This is a genomic window from Nostoc sp. UHCC 0302 (genome assembly GCF_038096175.1).
Lineage (GTDB): Bacteria > Cyanobacteriota > Cyanobacteriia > Cyanobacteriales > Nostocaceae > UHCC-0302.
This window is the reverse complement of the sequence record NZ_CP151099.1, coordinates 2,240,798-2,261,824: the sequence shown is the minus strand read 5'-3', so window position 1 is coordinate 2,261,824 and position 21,027 is coordinate 2,240,798. Positions and strand designations below refer to the sequence as shown.

At 41.7% G+C, this 21,027-nt stretch carries 11 protein-coding genes; 6 read left to right on the top strand and 5 right to left on the bottom strand.

All coding sequences use genetic code 11. From position 1 onward, the window contains the following. Positions 1–44 precede the first annotated feature (44 nt). Entirely contained in the window at positions 45–5,456 is a 5,412-nt protein-coding gene (locus tag WKK05_RS09420; RefSeq protein ID WP_341529473.1) for an SDR family NAD(P)-dependent oxidoreductase, read from the top strand. 342 nt (positions 5,457–5,798) lie between these two features. Here WKK05_RS09420 and WKK05_RS09415 read toward each other — a convergent pair whose 3' ends face one another. Further along, positions 5,799–9,539 (bottom strand): choice-of-anchor Q domain-containing protein, encoded by a 3,741-nt coding sequence (locus WKK05_RS09415; protein ID WP_341529472.1) that lies wholly within the window; start codon positions 9,537–9,539, stop codon positions 5,799–5,801. A gap of 635 nt (positions 9,540–10,174) precedes the next feature. On the opposite strand from WKK05_RS09415, the gene WKK05_RS09410 reads away from it, so the two are divergent. Further along, positions 10,175–10,870, top strand: a complete 696-nt coding sequence (locus WKK05_RS09410; RefSeq protein WP_341529471.1) for a pentapeptide repeat-containing protein — start codon at positions 10,175–10,177, stop codon at positions 10,868–10,870. A gap of 858 nt (positions 10,871–11,728) precedes the next feature. Further along, positions 11,729–11,926, top strand: a complete 198-nt coding sequence (locus WKK05_RS09405; protein WP_341529470.1) for a DUF2811 domain-containing protein — start codon at positions 11,729–11,731, stop codon at positions 11,924–11,926. A gap of 201 nt (positions 11,927–12,127) precedes the next feature. Here WKK05_RS09405 and infC read toward each other — a convergent pair whose 3' ends face one another. Then, on the bottom strand, positions 12,128–12,661 hold the full coding sequence (infC, locus tag WKK05_RS09400; RefSeq protein ID WP_341529469.1) for a translation initiation factor IF-3: 534 nt from the start codon (positions 12,659–12,661) through the stop codon (positions 12,128–12,130). A 226-nt stretch (positions 12,662–12,887) separates the two neighbouring features. Here infC and WKK05_RS09395 point away from each other — a divergent pair, with 226 nt between their 5' ends. The 3 genes from WKK05_RS09395 to xylB all read left to right on the top strand — a co-directional run bounded on the left by WKK05_RS09395 (position 12,888) and on the right by xylB (position 15,290). Then, positions 12,888–13,076 (top strand): hypothetical protein, encoded by a 189-nt coding sequence (locus WKK05_RS09395; RefSeq protein WP_341529468.1) that lies wholly within the window; start codon positions 12,888–12,890, stop codon positions 13,074–13,076. 33 nt (positions 13,077–13,109) lie between these two features. Next, a complete protein-coding gene (locus tag WKK05_RS09390; RefSeq protein WP_341529467.1) occupies positions 13,110–13,304 on the top strand; it encodes a hypothetical protein in 195 nt (64 codons plus the stop codon). A 516-nt stretch (positions 13,305–13,820) separates the two neighbouring features. Further along, positions 13,821–15,290 carry a xylulokinase gene (gene xylB / locus WKK05_RS09385; RefSeq protein WP_341529466.1) on the top strand — a complete coding sequence of 490 codons (1,470 nt, stop codon included), beginning with the start codon at positions 13,821–13,823 and terminating at the stop codon, positions 15,288–15,290. A 31-nt stretch (positions 15,291–15,321) separates the two neighbouring features. On the opposite strand, the gene WKK05_RS09380 is transcribed toward xylB, so the two are convergent. From WKK05_RS09380 to WKK05_RS09370, 3 genes are all read right to left on the bottom strand, one after another. Continuing rightward, the gene (locus WKK05_RS09380) at positions 15,322–17,184 is read right to left on the bottom strand and encodes a glycoside hydrolase family 2 TIM barrel-domain containing protein (protein ID WP_341529465.1); all 1,863 of its coding nucleotides are present in this window, start codon (positions 17,182–17,184) and stop codon (positions 15,322–15,324) included. A gap of 847 nt (positions 17,185–18,031) precedes the next feature. Beyond that, a protein-coding gene (locus WKK05_RS09375) for an IS630 family transposase (RefSeq protein ID WP_341529464.1) occupies positions 18,032–18,960 on the bottom strand; the annotation gives its coding sequence in 2 pieces (ribosomal slippage) (positions 18,032–18,565 and positions 18,568–18,960; 927 coding nt in all). A gap of 166 nt (positions 18,961–19,126) precedes the next feature. Further along, entirely contained in the window at positions 19,127–20,590 is a 1,464-nt protein-coding gene (locus WKK05_RS09370) for an MFS transporter (protein ID WP_341529463.1), read from the bottom strand. Between the last annotated feature and the right edge of the window lie 437 nt (positions 20,591–21,027).

Sequence of the window (21,027 nt, the reverse complement as noted above, 5' to 3'; positions counted from 1 at the left end):
TTTCTTGGCGCTCTTGCTGGATCGTTCATTAATAATAGAAAAATATGAATAAACTCGATTTAATTGATAATTCTAATACTGAAGAAATTAATGGTTCATCAATAGCCATTATTGGAATGTCTTGTAGTTTTCCTGGAGCAAAAAATCCTGATGCATTTTGGCAGAATCTCCAAAATGGTATTGAATCAATTTCTCATTTTTCTGAGCCAGAATTAGCTGCGAGTGTAGAGCCAAGCTTACTAAATCACCCCAATTATGTCAAAGCAAATGCTATGCTCTCAGACATCGACCTATTTGATGCTGAATTTTTTGGCTTCAGTCCACGAGAAGCTGAAATCATTGATCCACAACACCGTTTATTTTTAGAAAAATCTTGGGAGACACTTGAAAATTCTGGTTATAACCCAGAAACATATCAAGGTTCAATTGGTGTTTATGCTGGTGTTAGCATCAGCACTTACTTAATTAAAAATCTTTATGGTAATCAAAACCTCTCAGAATCTGTAACTCCTTATCAACTTGTATTGCAAAACGATAAAGATTTTTTATCTACACGTATTTCTTACAAATTAAATTTAAAAGGGCCAAGTGTTAACATTCAAACTGCTTGTTCTACTTCACTAGTGGCTGTACATCTTGCGTGTCAAAGTTTACTCAGCGGTGAATGCGATATGTCTTTAGCAGGTGGTGTTGCTATCCGCGTTCCTGAAAAAACAGGATATTTATATCAGGAGGGGATGATTCTGTCTCCCGATGGACACTGTAGAGCTTTTGACGCCCAAGCACAAGGTACAGTTAGCGGTAACGGTGTTGGAGTTGTGCTATTAAAGCGTTTAGCAGACGCGATCGCTGATAGAGATTGCATCCATGCAATTATTAAAGGATCTGCTATCAATAATGATGGCGCTTTAAAAATTGGTTACACAGCTCCTAGTTTTGATGGTCAAGTGTCTGTAATTACTGAAGCACAAGCTATCAGCGCTGTGGAAGCTGAGACTATTAGTTATATAGAAGCACATGGTACTGGTACTCCTCTAGGTGACCCCATTGAAATTGCAGCATTAACAGAAGCTTTTCACGCCACTACCCAAAAAAATCACTATTGTGCGATCGGTTCGGTAAAAACTAACATTGGACACTTAGATGCAGCAGCGGGTGTAGCTGGTCTCATTAAAACAGTCCTTGCTCTTAAACACAAGTTGATACCGCCGAGCTTGCATTTTCAACAACCTAACCCGAAGATTGATTTTGCTAATAGTCCCTTTTATGTCAATACAAAACTGACTGAATGGAAAACCAATGGTGTTCCCCGCCGAGCTGGAGTAAGTTCTTTTGGAATTGGCGGAACTAATGCTCATGTTATTTTAGAAGAAGCGCCTATACAAAAGTCTGCTGAAAAATTTAGACCTTCCCAATTATTATTACTATCTGCTAAAACCAAATCTGCGCTAGAAACTCTAACGGCAAACTTAGCTAAGTATTTAGAGCAACATCCTGAAACTAATCTTGCAGATATTGCTTATACACTGCAAGTTGGACGTAAAGCCTTCAGCCATCGCCGCACTTTAGTTGCTAGTAATGTTGCAGATGCGAAGATTGCGCTTTCTACTTTAGATCCTAAAAGAGTTTTAGACGCTAGTCAAGATTCTCTAGAGCCTGCTGTCGTCTTTATGTTTCCCGGACAGGGCGCACAATATGTAAATATGGGTTGGGAACTTTATCAAGAGGAACCCACATTTCGCGAACAGGTTGATCTTTGCGCGGAAATTCTTAAACCTCTACTGGGGCTTGATCTGCGTCATGTAATTTATCCAGTAGAGCCACAAGCAGCAACACAACAATTACAACAAACTGCTATTACCCAGCCAGCACTTTTTGTAATTGAGTACTCCTTGGCTAAGTTATGGATGGAATGGGGAGTGCAGCCAGAAGCGATGATTGGTCATAGCATCGGTGAATATGTGGCCGCTTGTTTAGCTGGTGTTTTCTCCCTGGAAGATGCATTGTTTTTGGTAGCAAAACGTGGTGAACTGATGCAGAAAATGGCTTCAGGGTCAATGCTTGCTGTACCACTTTCAGAAAAAGATATCCAACCTTTCCTCAGCGAGAATATTTCTTTAGCTGCAATTAACGGAGAGTTAAATTGTGTAGTTGCAGGTACTACAGAAGCTGTGGATGTATTGCAAATTCATCTATTAGAAAAAGGTGTGGAGTGTCGCCATCTACATACCTCCCATGCTTTCCATTCCCCGATGATGAATGCGATTTTAGAGCCTTTTACTGTTGTAGTGAAAAGCATAAATTTGCAACCGCCGCAAATCCCCTATATATCTAATGTGACTGGGGATTGGATTACAGCAGCCCAAGCAACAAATCCTAGTTATTGGGCGAAACATTTACGAGAAACTATACGCTTTGCAGATGGCTTACAACAATTATTTAAACAATCAAATCGAATATTTTTAGAAGTTGGGTCTGGGAGAACTTTAAGTACGTTAACAGTACGTCATCCAGATAAACCATCTAATCAGATTGTACTTTCTTCATTACGCCATCCACAAGACCAACAATCAGATGTTGCTTTTTTGTTGAGTAGTTTAGGAAAACTCTGGCTTGCAGGAGTACAAGTAGATTGGTCGGGATTTTATACTCATGAACAATGCTCACGCCTACCCTTACCTACTTATCCGTTTGAGCGCCAGCGTTACTGGATTGATCCACCAAACCCAGTAGAGGCTGTTAGTCCTCGCCCAAGTATGTTAGAGAAAAAGCCAGATATTGCGGACTGGTTTTATGTTCCTTCATGGAAACGCTCAGTTATACCTGCTCGCAATACTCATGTTTCCCTAACTCAATCATGCTGGTTGGTGTTTGTGGATGAGTGCGGTTTAGGTTCGCAAATCGTACAACAACTAGAGAAAGATGGTCAAGATGTGATTCGTGTGTTTGCTGGTGAGGAATTTAGTCAGCAGAGCGATCGCTCATATACACTTAATCCACAACAACGTGATCACTATGACGCTCTCATACAACAACTTTTAGCACAAAAGAAAACACCACAGCATATTGTGCATTTATGGAGTGTCACGTCCAACAGCTACATAGGCGGAATTACATCGCTGGAAGAATCACAATATTTAGGCTTCTACAGCTTGCTGTTTTTGACACAAGCCTTTGGCGCACAGAATTTTACTGATGAGTTGCAATTCAACATTGTATCTAACAATATTCAAGAAGTAACTGGTGTAGAGTTACTACATCCAGAGAAATCAACATTACTTGGACTATGTAAAGTAATTCGCCAAGAATACGTTAATATAACCTGTCGTAGTATTGATGTTGTGGTTCCAGAATTGGGAACTTGGGAATATGAAACACTTATCGATTCTTTAATTACAGAATTTACTGATAATATCTCTGAGACAACTATTGCCTACAGAGGTCATCATCGCTGGATACAGACTTTTGAATCTGTGCAGTTGGATAAAACAGCAAATGGTAAAACTCGGTTAAGAGAAGAGGGAGTATATTTAATCACTGGAGGTTTAGGCGGTATTGGTTTAGCGATCGCGGAATATTTAGCCAAGACTGTGCAAGCTAAATTAGTGCTGCTTGGGCGATCGCCTCTTCCCGAAAAAGCTAATTGGGAAAAATGGTTAGCTACCCACGATGAACAAGAACAGATAAGTCGTAAAATTCAAAAACTTCAGAATATTGAGGCTTTGGGTGGGGAAATTCTACTGATTAGTGCTGATGTCACTAACCTACAACAAATGCAGCAAGCGATCGCGCAAGCGAGAAAGCAATTTGGGCAGATAAATGGGGTAATTCATGCAGCCGGAGTTCCTGGTGGAAGCATTATTCAGCTGAAAACACCTGAAATGATAGCCAGCGTCATGGAACCCAAAGTTAAAGGAACATTAATCCTAGAAACTCTCTTCAAAGATACAAAGCTAGATTTTTTAGTGCTGTTTTCATCACTCGCTTCTATTGTTGGAGGATTAACTCAAGCAGACTATTGTGCAGCCAATGCTTTTTTAGATACATTTGCTCTCAGCCGGTCTTCTCAACAATGTACATTTACCTTATCTATTAATTGGGATGGTTGGCAAGAAGTAGGAATGGGAGTAAACACACAACTATTAATTGAAAAACAAACAACATCGCCTGAAATTTTAAAAAAAGGAATATTGCCTCAAGAAGGCATAAATGTGTTTAGTTCTCTTCTGGAAAACAGACTACATCAAGTTCTCATTTCCACTTCTGATTTTCAGCTACGACTACAGGAAAGTAATAAATTTAAAGCATCGCTTTCTTCACAATTTTTGCAGTATGCTAACAAACTTCACCCAAGGCCTACACTTAGTAATGCTTATGTCGCTCCTCGAAATGAGTTAGAACAAAGCATTGCTAATATTTGGCAGATGTTTATTGGGATTGAGCAGATAGGAATCTACGATAACTTCTTTGACATAGGAGGAGATTCACTAATAGCAGTTCAATTTATTAGCAAATTAAGCTCAACCTTGAAAATAGCAATTTCTTCACACAGTCTCTTAAATGCACCTACAATTGCAGAGTTAGCTTTGTTAGTTGAACAAACTTCTTTGCCTATGGTTGATACTAGCAAATTTCAGACCAAATCACTTTCTAATTTGCTAGTAGAACTTAAATCAGGTAGCTTTAAACAACCATTTTTCTTAATACATCCAGTAGGTGGTCAAGTTTACTTTTACCGAGACTTAGCAAATTGTTTAGATCCTCGACAAGCAGTTTATGGTTTGCAAGCACAAGGCTTTGATGGTAAGCAACAACCCCTGATGCGGGTAGAGGAAATGGCAAGCCAATATATAGAAGCATTAAGAGTTGTTCAGCCGGAAGGGCCATATTTTCTTGGGGGATCTTCTTTTGGAGGTACTGTGGCGTTTGAAATGGCTCACCAATTACAGGCTTTAGGTCAAAAAGTCGCACTGTTAACCCTCATAGACACTCCTGGACAAGGACAAATGCCAACAAAGGTTGAAGATAGCGATATCAAAATATTGGCTTACCTGCTTGGTGTTGGTGCTAATGTTTCTGTTTCTTTGGATCACTTAGAACAGCTTACACCTTCTGAACAACTAAGTTATTTATTAGCTCATGAAGAAATAGCAAATAAAATCCCTCCTGATTTTACTATTGATCAATTACGTCCTTTTCTCAACTTATTTAGGGCAAATGCTTGGGCAATGCAAAGCTATATACCGCGAATTTATCCAGGTAAAATTGTTTTCTTTCGGGCGCTTGAGCGCGATGCATTCAATCCCCAGAATCCTGAACTGGGTTGGTTAGATTTAGCTACTGAAGGTATAGAGATTGTTGAGGTTCCTGGTAATCATATGACAATGCATTCCCTTCCTCATGTTCAAGTCTTGGCACAAAAGCTGAATATATACCTTGAGAGAGCAAGAGCGTAAGAATTCAGGTGGCAGAGTATCGCCCACCGTAGGTGATGTTCCATGTGGTCAATCCAATTAAAAATTAAAAATATAAAATTAAAAATTGCAAGACGCTCTCTACGAGACGCTCCGCTAACGCGGAGCTTTCGCTTTAGCGATACGCAGACTCGGCTTAGCTGCGCTATCAGTGGGGGCAAATCGCTTTGCTTAAATTGCTGGTGCTTAAGCAATCTGATAGCAACAGATCCATTACCAGAAAGTAAGGTTAGTAGATAATTGCGTAAATTTTTGCTTATACCACCAGCAAGATAGTCTCCTTCTAGTACTTGTGTTCGTACCTCTAGTCTTTTGCTTTTTTCATTAGCTTCTAATAAGGTTAACAACCGCCTCATAAGCTCCGATGTCCACTATTCCATTAGAGATACGGGCGAAACCAGACCCACGTTGGTCATAAGGAACTGGTTCAGTAGTGTTGCCATCCCCATCTAAATCTGTGGTATCAGTAGGTATATCTGCGTTGCTGCCTGTGTTGATGGCTCTGCTACCAGTAACTAAGGCATGGGTTTTGGTAGCACCTCCATTATCTTGCAACGTTGTATCTAATACATCTTCTAGTGGAACATTAAGTTCTTCGTTAGCGTTAAAGCCTGTAGAGCCACTCAAACTGCCAATGAGATTATAGCCGTTGCTGACGAAGGCGCCTGTTACATCAGAGTTATTATTGCCAGCAATGAGACTATTTTTCACCGTAACAGTACCACTCTCATTGTTGAAGATGCCACCAGCGGCTTCCTCATTTTCCGCAGTATTCAACGTGATGGTACTATTATTTACTGTCAAGGTTGCATTGATGAAGATACCTCCACCCCTAGCTGCTGAGTTGCTACTAATAGTGCTGTTATTTACTATGAGAGTATCATAGTAACTAACAATACCACCACCAACATCTTTGGCTGAGTTTTCGTTGATAGTGCTATTGGTGAGGGTCATAGTACCGCCGTTATAGATGCCGCCACCAGAGGTACCTGAAGAATTGTTACTGAAGGTGCTGTTACTTATCGCTATAGTACCACCGTTATCGATGCCACCACCTTCGGCGCTTACCGTGTTGTTGTTAAACGTACTGTAGCTCACTGTCGCAGTACCACCGTCGTTAGAGATGCCGCCGCCAGAATTTGTGCTGTTGTTATTGAAGATACTGTTGATTACTGTCAGCGTGCCATAATGATTGATGATGCCACTGCCTTGGAAATTTGCACTGTTATTGTCAAACTTACTGTTGCTCACCGTTAAGGTGCGATCGCTGAAGATGCCACCGCCTTGGTCGTTTGCTGAGTTGCTACTGAAGGTACTATTGTTTACCGTTAGGGTGCTATTGGTGCTGTAAATACCTCCGCCGCTACCAGAGGAGAAACCAATAAAAGACAAGTATTCTGCTTCATTACCACTAAAGATGCTGTTGCTTACCGTTACGCTACCATTAGTGCTGTAGATTCCGCCACCATATTCTGCTCTATTGTTTTTTATAGTACTATTACTTAGTGTGACAGCGCCATAATCACTATTGTAAATGCCCCCACCATATTGGTCGAATAAATCCCCTGTTTTATTCTCACTGATGGTACTGTTAGTAAGTGTTAGAGAGCCAGTATTATAAATGCCGCCACCACTGTAGTCTGACTTGTTATTCCTAACGATGCTATTAGCCAATATTAGAGAACCACTGTTATAGATGCTACCTCCCAAATCTGAGTAACCATTAGTAATAGTCAGCCCAACAATATCTATCGTGACTCCAAAGTTAATCTGAAAAATAAGGTTTGTATTGTTACCGCTGACAGCTAGCTTTTCTGCACCTGTGCCGTCAATGCTAAGGTCATCTCTGATCACGATACTACCACCACTTAGGGTGATGGTATCAGCGATATCATCAGCGAACACCCCATCAAATTTGATGATATCTTTTCCAGCTTTGGCATTAGCATCTTGAATCGCTTTGCGTAGAGAACCACTACCATTATCCTTGGTGTTAGTAACAGTAAATATGGATGTTGATGGTGGTGTTATTCCTAACCCAAAATCAAAATTATTTGCGTTGTTCAGTGCAGTAGCAGATACGTTACTGACCGTAAACAAGTTGATTGCACGACCAATACCTGTATTTCCATCAGGATCAATTAAGGCTTTAGTTCTAGTCCCTTGAGTTTCAAAACGCAAGTAACCTTGTGAGATAGCAGAAGCATAATTCAAATTACCTAGATTTAAACTCTCGAAAATTTGCCGCAGCAAAAACTTATCTGTACCGACTTGAAAGTCAGTGATCGTATCTCCTAACTGCCGGATATTTGTATAAATAAATGCATCTGCACCGCTACCACCTGTGAGAGTATCTTTGCCTTCGTAGCCTGCAATAATGTCACTCTCAGGAGTACCGTTAAGAATATCATCAGCGGCAGTACCATTAATGACATTTATAACTGCTTCAAATGCACCGATGTCTACTTGACCACCAGAAATGCGTTTAAAGCCAGAACCACGCCCGTCAAAAGGGATTTGTTCTGTGGTGTCGCCATCACCATCTAAATCTGTGGTATCAGTAGGTATATCTGAATTATTACCACCGTTAATAGCAGGACTACCAATGAGCAGAGCATGTGTTTTAACTGAACCGCCGTTGTCTTTTAAGGTAGTATCCAACACATCTTGTAGCGAATAGTTTAGCTGCTCGCTGGCATTAAAGCCTGTAGAGCTACTGAAGCTACCGATGAGGTTATAGCCGTTACTAACAAAGTTGCCTCTAACATCATCAGCAAAGGTAGCGTTAGTTGGATTTGCCGTAGAAGTATTAGTATTGCCAGCAATGATGCTATTTTTCACGTTGGCAGAACCAGAATTAGAGTTATAAATGCCTGCTCCGCTCTCTAATTCACTGGAACTGGTGTTAAGTATAATAGTGCTGTTGTTGACGAAAAGAGTGCTTTCATTATAAATCCCAGCTCCCCCACTTTCTGCTGAGTTGCCGCTGATGGTGCTATTGCTCAGTGTCAGAGTGCCAGAGTTGTAGATGCCGCCACCGCTTCCATATACAGAGTTGCCACTGATAGTGCTGCTGTTTACTGTTGCGATGCCAGAGTTGTAGATCCCGCTGCCGGCAAATCCTGAGTTGCCAGTAATATTGCTATCATTTAGCGTCAGAGTGCCACTATTTCTAATACCGCTACCAGTTCCAGAATCTGAACTGCCACTGATAGTGGTATTGTTGACTGTTAAAGTGCCATCATTACTGATGCTAGATGCAAATTCTCCACCACCGTTGTCACTCACAGTACTGTTGTTTAATATGAATGTGCCATAAGTATAGATGCCGCTGACATTTCTTCCTGAGTTATTACTAATGGTGCTGTTGCTCACCGTGGCAACCCCAGAGTTCAAGATGCCACCACCACCTTCACTATAACGATCATAACCACCAAAGTTGCCACTAATAGTGCTGCTATTTACAGTTAGAGTACCAGTGTTATAGATGCCGCCGCCGCCTCCGTATCCTCCTGATGCGTTGTTGCTGATGGTGCTATTGTTTATCGTTAGAGTGCCAGAGTTATAGATCCCACCGCCGCTTCCATATTGTCCTGATGCGTTGTTGCTGATGGTGCTATTGTTTATCGTTAAAGTGCCAGAGCTATAGATCCCACCCCCTTGGGAATCTGCTGTGTTATCAGTGATAATGCTGTCGCTTACAGTAAGAGTTCCAGCATTGAGAATACCACCACCTATAATTAGGCCAAATTCTCCTGCATTTAAAGAACGACCATTGGCAACAGTTAATCCATCAATTTCTAGAGTAATACCACTTTTGATCTCAAATACGCTGCTGTTGTTGTTACCACTAACAATTAACTTTTCTGCACCTGTTCCTTCAATACTCAAATCATCTTTAATATTCAAACTACTACCGAGAGTGATAGTATCAGCAATCGAGTCAGCAAATACCCCATCAAAATTGATGGTATCTCTCCCTGCTAAAGCATTAGCTTCTCTTATTGCCTGCCGCAGTGAACCAGCACCAATATCGTTGGTATTAGTAACGCTAAATGTAGCCATGAATGATGTGACTCCAGTTGTGGAAGGTTAAATATTACACAAAAAAGCAACCCTTAGCAGCCTCATCAAGAGCATGAGGATGCCTTCTAAACCAGGAACACACGAATTCAGAAAACTAAAAATTACTAAAGCTATTACAAATACATTCAGTTCCTTAAATGTATATAAATACACTTAATCACCATGATGTTAGGATAAAAAATTGACTAAAACAATCTCTCTGTTGGTAGTAGACAACTAGCAAATATACATCTATTTAATGACTTTAACTTCACAAGAGACAGATTACAATGCAGCTTTCTGCTCAAATCGTATCTAGTTAATTGCCAACTGTCCGGAAAGTCCAAAACTCTAGCTGTATCCCATTACATACCGAATCTTCTATATGTAAAGTCAGGGACGACAGCTTAAAAGTCCCTTATATAAATTCCACTGTTTAAAACTGCGCTGGTTCTACAAAGCGCAGTTTTTTATTGCACAGGTAGCTTTCCTAGAGGAAAGCACCCATTTTTAACAATTGAATTAGGGGCGTAGTACCTTGTTTACCCGCTGCAAGATGAATATTGCGCTACAGTCTGTAAAAGCAGGTACTCTAAGTGTAGCAAACACAGGCCTTTATATTTAGCAGCTAAGTTATGCCCCTTGACTACTCCGGTCAAAACAAGAGAGGTCGTTCTTTCAAAAGTCAAAACCTTACTGGGGCAAACTTTAGTCATGCAGATATTCGTGGTGCAGATTTTAGTAGGGCTAATCTGACAGGCGCAAACCTATCTGGCGCAAACCTATCTGGCACAAACCTATCTGGCGCAAACCTATCTGGCGCAAACCTCGATGGTGTTAGCCTCTTAGGGGCTAACCTTAATGGCGCTGACCTCTTTGGCGCAAACCTCGATAGTGCTAACCTCTTTGATGCTAACCTCTTTGGCGCAAACCTCTCACGCGCAGACCTCGATAGTGCTAACCTTGATGGCGTTAACCTCGATGGTGCTAACCTCTCACGCGCAAACCTCAATAGTGCAAACCTCTTTGGCGCAAACCTCTTTGGCGCAAACCTCTTTGGCACAAACCTATCTGGCGCTAATCTCTTTGGTGCTAATCTCTTTGGCGCAAACCTCGATAGTGCTAACCTCTTTGGCGCTGACCTCCAATATGCTGATCTCGATGGCGCAAACCTCGAATATGCTAATCTATCTGGTGCAAACCTCGAATATGCTAACCTAAATGGCGCTGAACTCACCAAAATTGTTTGGAACGAGAATACAAAATGGAAAAATGTGCAAGGATGGGAGACGGCAGTGAATGTGCCTGAAACACTTGTATTAAACTATTAAACAACTTTCTAATTACGTAGCTTGCTGCTAGCCAGAGGCTAGGATTTACGAATTACGGATTAGTATAGGTGGGTGTGCCAGAGTTTTGCCTGCGATCTTCCTCCTCAAGTGTCCCCTTTGTGAATACCCTGCCACCTAAATCCTTACGAAGCTAGCTCATCTAGGGTTTGAAATTACTGCTTTTGATATTTCTCAAAGTGCGATGTCTGACGAGAAACTGCTTCTCTTCGAGACGCTTTGCAAACGCATTTACGCTTGGTGTGAACAGTGATTTCCCAACCCGACGTTCACAATTGTAATTGCACACTTCGATCAATGCAGTTGGTTCATTCATCAGTGGAAATTTCTTTGGCTAGCCGATGAATCTTTCAGCACATTGCAACGGGGAAGATTATGGATTTGTATTTTTTCGTAATTCTTATTATTCGCGGAACTTTTCCTCAATCATTCCACAGACTTTCCACAGCTATTCCCCCTGTTTTCCACAGTTGTTTTACAAGCTAATCGGCTTCTGTTCGTCGGCTGGGGATTTTGTGATGACTGTAGCAACAATTATGAGTTACTGAGTTATTGTTAAGTTGAGTAACTAAAACCTGCCTCTAACCCTAGCTTTCACGTAATCATTTATTTTTTCTATACTTATTTTTAACATTTGGCAACATTGACAAACCGATCCACTCAGCGCACAATAATTCGACTAGCTTTTGTAGCCCGTTCCAACAGCCGCATCAACTGTATAAAATTATTCAGTTGTCAGTACTAGTGGTTCGGCAAGCAAAAAATGGCTGAAGAAGTACAGCTACTGCTTCACGCTAGCTAGTTGTCCTTATTGAGTTGCTCGCTTTGAAGCAAAATCTCATGAACGCAACACTTAACATCTTTACTGCTGTTCCCGAAACACTACATCAATCTCTCAATAATTACTTAGAACAGCATCCCGATTGGGATGAACATCGCATTCTGACCGCAGCCATATCACTGTTTTTGCTACAAAATGCTGATGGCGATCGCCGTGTTGCCCAAGTTTATCTAGAAACTTTGTTTAGTCGCAATTAAGGTAAAATGCTTTGCGCTCAAGTAATCAAGCAAACAGCTAGTATGTGTCCCATTGGGACACATTCAGGCAAGTCTATATTAAATAATCAAATTGGGGCAGATGTTGCCCCTGATGCTTCGGCATTCAGTTCCAGTAAACCAATGTGCCAGTAGCACTACATAAATTTGGGGAGGTCTTCTAGCTATTTGCGAAAAATTATTTTAGGCAGGAATAACTTGAGCAACCAGTGAACGTTTATCAAGTGACTGAACTTTACCTACCTGACCGATATCGTTCACAATGCGCTCTAACAGTTCTCCAGCCTGCTCACGATATTGATTTTCTCGACCTCGTAACCGAATTGCAAACTTCACTGAATCACCCTTACTTAACCACCCAACAGCTTGTTCAACTCGTAATTTGTAATCTGCTACACCGACGTTCGGACGTAACCGAACTTCTTTAACCGTGGGTCTTGCGCTTTGCCCTTGACGCTTTTTCTTTTGATACTGAAGTTTGCCATAATTAAGAATCTTTGCAACTGGAGCATCTTTCCCTTCGGAGACTAAAACTAGGTCAAGCTCTAAGCTCTGGGCTAACTCCAGTGCTTCATTAGTATTGGTCAAACCTCGATTGTTATTCTCATGGTCAATCAAGAAAACTTGGGGTGACTTGATTTGTGAGTTAATTAATTGCTTTTGAATTACGATAATGTTTTCCTCTGATTTATTACAAATCTGTAACGTGCCAGTCATGGCGACTTAGCACGAATTTGTTACGTAAGTCTATCGTAACGTAATCCCTTGCTCTTCCCTATTCGCAAAACCCGCACTCTGGGATCGCTTCTCTTCAAAATCTGCTGTGCGTTTCGGCATTCACTTATACTATAGTCACCCTTTATTTGGAACTTGTGTCAAGCTGTAATAGAGACCAGAGTCAAACTCTCTTCTCCCGCTCAGTTCTGACTTGCCCTTTGCAAATATGCCTTCCATTACCTACAATCGCACCGACAGCCAGCAGCCGGAGAACTTCAACATTAAAGGTTATGTTGTCCGTCCAGGATTACACATTATCAGCTATGAGCAGCTTAAGTTGGTGCGAGAGCAAATACAATGCGATGACAAGCTTGAATATCTAGTAAACCAAGGTGTGATTAAGTTGAGTGGTTAATAGCTAGCTCTATGGGGTTGATTTTGTCTGTATTTGACAACTTCTCAAGCTGTTTGCTCTTGCACCGTAAAAGATAATAGTCCTGACGTTGGGGACATGATCGCTGCGATCGCTCAATTCTCCACCCTCTTTCATGGCAGCATTCCTCGAACTCAACAGCAGCCCCACCTCTCAATACCCTGGGACACAAATTCAGCAGCTATTCGGTTAACAAGCCTGCGATCCTGATCAAAAAGTATCGTCTATTATCTCCGGTATAGCGAGCAAAATACTAAACTTCGTCCATGAAACCGAAATTTAACCAACTTGCGATCGCCGTTCGCGCTAGCGTCTCCCTTCAGGAGAAGCAGAAGGCTTAAGCTTCTCTTCTCTACGAGAGGCTGCGCCAACGAGACGCTTCGCGAACGCTTATCGCCTATGGCGGGCGGGTACGCCATCGCTCCACTTTTTTTAGGAAGCTAGGATAAATATTCCTTTCGCAGCAAGCAATTCATACTTTGATTCAGCAACGCCAATTATTAAATTACTAAGGGACTTCCAGAGAATAAATTACCCAATTTATTCAGATGATATTTTTCTTTTTCCCCTGCTCCCTGCTCCCCTGCTCCCCTGCCTACACAGCGATTGATTATTTTTTTAATTGGAAGCCCCTAAGAGTGGGTGAGAGCTAAGTATGCACAATTTAACAAATGAGAGTTATTTAATTTTTCATGCTTAACTTTTAAGTATTTGAGGATTAGCCAAATGCTGCTTGGCATCGATTTAGGAACAGGCTCTGCTAAGACATTGCTCCTAGCAACAGACGGAACCGTAATAGGTGAGGCGTCAAGCTCATATCCTGTTCATGCACCTCACCCCGGATGGGCTGAGTCAGACCCAGGGGATTGGTGGTCAAGTGTTGCCTTGGCTGTTAGGGAGGCAGTGGGAAATCATACTGATCAGGTAAAGGCGATCGCCCTTTCAGGACAGATGCATGGTATTGTCCTCACAGATGAGTCCGGTCAGCCTTTGCGTCCTGCTATCCTCTGGGCAGATACTCGCTCTAGTGCCACGCTTAACACTTATCATTCGCTTGATGCCACTATTCTAGAGCGATTGGGCAACCCAATTACAGCTGGAATGGCTGGCTCAACCTTACTGTGGCTACGAGAACACGAGGCTAGTGTCTATGCCCAAGCGCGTTGGGTACTTCAGCCAAAAGATTGGCTACGGTTACGCCTGACTGGTAAAGTTGCAACGGAACCATCTGACGCTAGTGGTACTTTGCTTTACGATGTTGTGTCGGACACCTGGGCAAGGGATGCAATCTCAGCTCTGAATCTACGTTGTGATTGGTTACCAAACATTATCCCCTCTAGTGCGATCGCAGGTTACCTAACGGCCATTGCTTCAGAGCATCTTGGCTTAAGAGTTGGTTTACCCGTGATCGCTGGTGCTGCGGATACAGCAGCAGCGGCACTTGGTAACGGACTACTAGAGCCTGGATTGGTTCAACTAACTATTGGCACAGGCGCTCAAATTATTACACCTCGTTCTCAACCAATTATCGATCCTCAGGGTCGTACACATCTCTATCGAGCCGCTGTACCTAACCAGTGGTACACCCTTGCAGCAATGCAAAATGCTGGGTTAGCGCTTGAGTGGGTGCGAGGTATCCTCGGCTTGAGTTGGCAGCAAGTATATACTAAAGCTTTTTCTGTTCCTCCAGGATGTGAAGGGTTGACATTTTTGCCATACCTTACTGGTGAGCGAACTCCACACCTTGACCCTTATGTACGTGGGGCATGGGTGGGGCTTGGACTGCATCATACACAGGCGCACCTGATGCGGGCAGCTTTAGAGGGGGTTGTTTTTGCCTTGCGACAAGGTTTTGAGGCACTTGAGGCCACAGGTTTGAAAGCGACACAACTGCGTTTAGCAGGCGGTGGAACTGTAGAAATGCCTTGGAAACAATTACTGACTGATGTATTGAGAATACCCCTCTATACAACTACCGTTGCTGCTGCTTCCGCGCGTGGTGCTGCTCTACTGGCGGGTATCGGAATTGGCGTATACGCAGATGCTAATGACACAAGCAAACTGGCAGCTACACCAACGCTTGCTGCAACTCCCCAATCAGTTGATTCAGTCCTAGAAGAGGCTTGGATGCGCTATCAATCTCTTTATCCACGGCTTTCAAGAGAATTAGAATATAAAAAGTCACAGTTTAAGTAAGTTTTTATTGCCTCAATTAGCGTCCACTCAGTTAACACCGAGTGGGGCTGCAAAATCCTTCCCCAGATAGGGTTGCAGCCCGGATTGCTTCAATCGGAAATTTCGGTGTGCGATCGCCATACAATAAACCGTTAGCTTCTTGGAAGGTATCTGTAAACTGTGTGTAACAGAATCCACTGAACAACTCAAGACTATTAACAGTTTCGAGTAGTTGGGTGTATTTCATTTCTAGCTCAGAAATATTGAAGCAACGCTCATATCCCCAGACTTTATCTGCATCTGCTTGGTTAAGAGGAGCATAGGCAATACCACCAAACTCGGTCAACATTATTGGTTGTCCCTGATGGGGATAGTTGTCGAGAGTGAGGATACGTCCTCCAGGACGCTTATGATTAAGCATATCTGACAGCTTAACTTCTGACCCATAACGGCGAATTAATTGCTGCGGCTTGGTGTCGTAGTCATGAATTGCCAGAATATCTGTATCTGTACTTTCCCAACCATCATTACCAATGACTGGACGAGTCGGATCTAGTGTTTTGGTCAAGTGATACATTGCCAATACGTAGTTACGGTGAGCCGCTGTCTCAACTAAATTTGGCACTCCCCAAGATTCATTAAATGGAACCCACGCCACAATACATGGATGACTGATATCGCGTCTGATCACCTCAGTCCACTCGTGTATCATGCGTTCCACCGCTTTCGGTGTGAAACGATAGGCACTGGGCATCTCCTCCCAGACTAACAGCCCTAAAACATCTGCCCAATATAAAAAGCGGGGGTCTTCAATTTTTTGATGTTTGCGGACTCCGTTAAAACCCATCGCTTTAACTAGTTCTACATCGCGTCGCAAGGCCTCATCGTTGGGTGCTGTCATCAATGTATCTGGCCAGTAGCCTTGGTCTAGCACTAGCCGCAAATAGTAAGGGCGACCGTTGAGCATAAAGCGATCGCGCTGGATGCTGACGGTTCGCATTGCTGTGTAAGACTTTACTTCATCCAACAATTGGTCTTTAGACCACAGTTGAATTTCTGCATCAATTAGCGTCGGCTTTTCTGGACTCCACAATAATTCATTGCGGTAGTCGTCAATTCCAGGATCGCCAAGGGCTATCCGACGGCTAATTTCTCCGTTGAACACTTCATAAGTATCTTTCGCTAATATCTGTTGACCAACTCTCAATGTCATTTTGATTTGTATTCCTGCTTCGGGCATATCACCTGCGATCGCAGCTTCAAAACCAACTTCCCATCGTTCGCAGTTGCAATTCCAGCAGATGTGACCTAAATAAGTCGCACCTACACGTTCTACCCAAACTGTTTGCCAAATACCACTGGTGCGAGGATACCAAATACTGTGCGGTTTCAACTGCCAATCTTGTTTACCCCGAGGTTTCGCAAGGTCTTGCGGCTCGTCTTGCGCCCATACTGTAACCAAAGTTTTGCCACTGTCGTTCAAAACATGGGTAATATCAAGGCTGAAATTAGTATGTCCGCCCTCATGTTCAGCTATATACTGACCATTTACCCAGACACGAGCGCGATAGTCTACAGCACCAAAATGTAACAGCAATCTCCCATTACCTGGAGGTGTTTCAAATTCACGCTCGTACCAACAGTTTGGATGAAAACTCATGTCCCCTATCCCACTTTTGGTAGATTCCGGCGCGAACGGAACTTCTATCAAATGAGTCCATTGCTTCAGGTCGCTGGGTTTAATGCATTGTCCTTGATCATCAAATGCAAACTTCCACAGACCGTTTAAGCTTTGCCAAGGCGATCGCTGTAATAGTGGACGTGGATGTATTGTTTTTCCTAAATCAAAAGTATCCTCTTGATTGAAATTAGTAGATAATTCATCCCCAAGATTATTTATATCTAATAACTTCATTACAACCTCTTTTATATCTCCGATATAACAGATTTTTTTGACATTCAGTTTAGACAAGCTAAATGTTTTATAACCAATGATTTTGTTCTTGGCAATTCAGTTTTTGAACTAATCTAACGTTAATCCATACTTATAAAAAATATATTTTTAAACTTTACAGTGAATTTCAAGTTGGTTAAGTACACAACTAAAGACTCAAACCCTGTTTTACTTCTTAATCCTAACTCACCTCGACTGCACTCGGCGACCACGGAGCGCAGTCGAGGTGCGACCATTTTAATTTGGAATTCTGCTGTATTTAGCAAGGTTTATAGACATTTAATTCAAATGGGTGTCTTTCATATTTAGCTAGCTGCTGTTTGCCGCTATTTTAAAGCTCGCACCACACTAATTACGCCTTTGTGGCAAATACTAACTCTTCATTATCCAAATTTTTTAATTATAAAACAGGATAAATTCTACATATTATTTATGATATTGTGAATAATATATGGCGTGTATTATTTAACATAAATATTTACATTATACCTCTCATATAATTAGATAAAATGTTATCCTGGAATATTCTGTTAGTTATCCACAATCACGATTTTTAAATCTATCCATTTTGCTGGGATATTGTTAAGATACATGATTTAAAATTTATTATTGGGCTTCGTGGCATTAGTGGGGATGCATGGTAAGTAAGTCGTGGAGAAAATTTACAAGTATGTAACAAACAATTAAGCAGAAGAATTAGAGCTAAATCTTATACGTTGCGTACTGTAGCTTCCCTTTTCTCCTCTTGTTTGAACTCCATTAATAACAGCATAGGCAAGCTCTAACTCATCCTCAAAAGTTTTCGAGGCTAATTCATCTTTTTTGAGGTCAAGCATTCCAATTCAATCGGGTTCATTTCCGAACAATATTTAGGTAAAAAGAAGATGTACAAACCCATGTCTTCCCACTTTGACCATAATTGCTGAACTTCTTTACACCGATGTATTGGGCCATTGTCCTGGACGATGACTCTGCTCCGTCCTGTTTTTTGGGCTTCGGCTGCTTCAAGCTCCATCATCTGAATATAAGATTTACGTGAAACACCACCAATCACCAAACCGTAAACAAAACTAATTAAGGGTTGGAGAAAACCAATAATACTTAATCTTCGACCCCGGCGTTTACTCTGCTCCAAGCGTTTTTGTTCTCCCCGGAAGTAGTAGCTATAACTCGGTTCACTCCAAGCACAAAATCCGGATTCATCCAGATATTTCAGGTCGATTTCACCAACAGCCGCAGACAATTCCAGCATTTCTAAGTCTGCCTGTTTGATTTGCTGTAATACTGGGTCTTGCTTTCCTTTATGACTTTTTCTCGTTCGTTTCCAAATGATCCCCTTTTTTTAAGTACCTGTCTTAACCAGTCAGGACTTAATGTTATAGAGCGTTCTTGTTCTAGTTTTTGGGCTAATTGAACGCTGTTATATGTACGTGGTTCTTTTTCTAAACATTCTTCTAAAAAAACCATGTCAGCTTCAACCCACCTTGATTTCCCTCCCCTCCCTGGTTTTTCCCAAAGTCCCTCTAACCCAAGATGCTCCCATCTATGCAAAACTTCTCGCACCGTTTGTGCAGTCCAATTAAAGTGAGTCGCTATCTTCTCTACATACCAACCATCTGCGCTCAATCTAATCACTTCTGCTCTGTCTTTTACTTTCTGAGGTACATCTGCCGTTCTCAGGTTGAACAGAGTCATATCTTGCTCTCTAGTCAGAAATACCCTTAAACGGCTACCCATATCTTTGTTACCGCGGTAGATGGATTATACGTATTTAATTATCTTTACACAGTTTGGTTTTTTCACATTGTTCTACTTAAAGCAGAAAGGTGAAAGGGATAGATTTTCCTATCCCGCCCTTTAACCTTTTACCTGCAAGAGTGCGAAAGTTCCTTTTGTAAAAGGTTTATTCTACTTTAATTAAATCTGTTGACTGCTTGATTGGGAACAGGATTCGCATTAACTGGCCTAATGGCATAGAGCGTTGCTCTTGAACAAAAACTAAGGGTACAAGTGCAACCATGCGTAGTAAGCCTGAAAGAACAAACAGCCCCAGTAAACCCATAGCATCAGGTAGAGTTGTTAGAAAGCTGGCGAGACTAATACCTATTGCCCCAGTTATACCAGCAATTGCCCCGGCGATCGCAAAGTAAGTAGATTGATAACGCAGGGGTGCTATTCTCATCATCAGATTATTGGTACACAAATCAATTGCCGCCCATGTACCACCAGTTACTACGTGCAACAAGGGTAACCAGATCCAAAAAGAAATTTGATCGCTTCCAACTCCTAGCCACAACAGAGGTGTCACTGCCACCAAAACTCCCACCAATAGCAGTAGTGGACGATTCCCAATTCGGTCGGACAGTTTGCCCCATAAAAGTAGCATTACCATGTTTGCACCAGTTCCTAACCCGTTATAAATCGTTACCACACTAATATCTATATCTAGGTTGTCCAGCATATACAGGTTAAAGAAGGGAGCGCTGACGTTAACAGCAAAGCACCAAATACTCAAGTAAAGAACAAACTTCAAAAAATTAGCATCTTTAAACAAGCTAAAATCTATTCCCTGTGGCTGCGGTTGGGATGTCCCTGAATTCGCAACTTTTAAAAGCTGCGGATTTACATCGGTCATCCAAAACTGGCAAATCTGGCTGATTAGCCCTAGCACAATTCCTACAACCAAAACTACGCCGTAACCTTGAAGTGTTCCATTAGGCCAAGCCGATACCGCTAAACCTAACAGCGGCACACTAATAAGGTTCGTTAAGCCAAGAATACTATTGCGAAAGCCAAAATATAGCCCCCGCAAGCGCTGAGGTACTAACACCGCTGACCAACCAAGCCAAGGCGCACGACCGAAAGCTTCGATGACATTAGCTCCCAAAAGAAGTGCCAATGTCAACTGCACTACTTGCTGCCCAGCTATATGAGATGAAGTAACTAACGCAATCGCTGGTATGAGAATCAACCACAACAGCCGCGACGGCATGAAAATACAGACAAAATACCAGCGGAAACTGGTACTTCGGTTTACCAGATAGGCTCCCAATGGTTGGAGCAGATTTACCATCTGAGGGATAGCCGCGAGCAGACCAATTTCGACTGGGCCAGCACCTAACTCTAGCAAGAAATTACTGAGCAACGCGCCACCAATGATGCTATAAAAAACCGCAGCAAAGACACTCTCAAAAGTTAACGCTTTGAGACTTTTACGAATTTCTAGCTTAGAAATTTTTAGAAACAGTTTTGGGGTTGGAAAAAGTACTGTCTCTGTTAATGTCCTATCCTCTAAGATTTCTTGAATGGGGATAGGGGGAAGAGAACTAGTTTCTACTGAAATGTCATCTTCGTGGGACTGAACCATATTATCTAATCAATATTTAAGTAGTTAAATTTTTATAGCTATTCCTTTATAAGCACTAATTAGCAAAACAAACTTTATTAACAGCTTTTGTATAATAAATATTTTTAGCAAAAAACCAAGATATTTTTCAAATAAAAACCTTAATTTCACTAAAGTCATTCTTGGGAAGTAATACTTTTATTAATAAATACCCAAATTTAAATATGGCTAGTACATAGAAGTAGAAATAATCCATATTTATACAGTCAAGAGGAGAGAAATAGATTTAATTATAAATTTACGATTAATGATTGAAGTTAATCACACAGTATAATGCAGATTATGTAATTACGTTAAAAAAGAACTAAGGCAAACTTTATGATGAAGTTGAAGCTTCGGCTCCGCTCAGCTTCAAACCTTCGACTGCGCTCAGGGTTGAAAACCTATTCTTGTCAGAG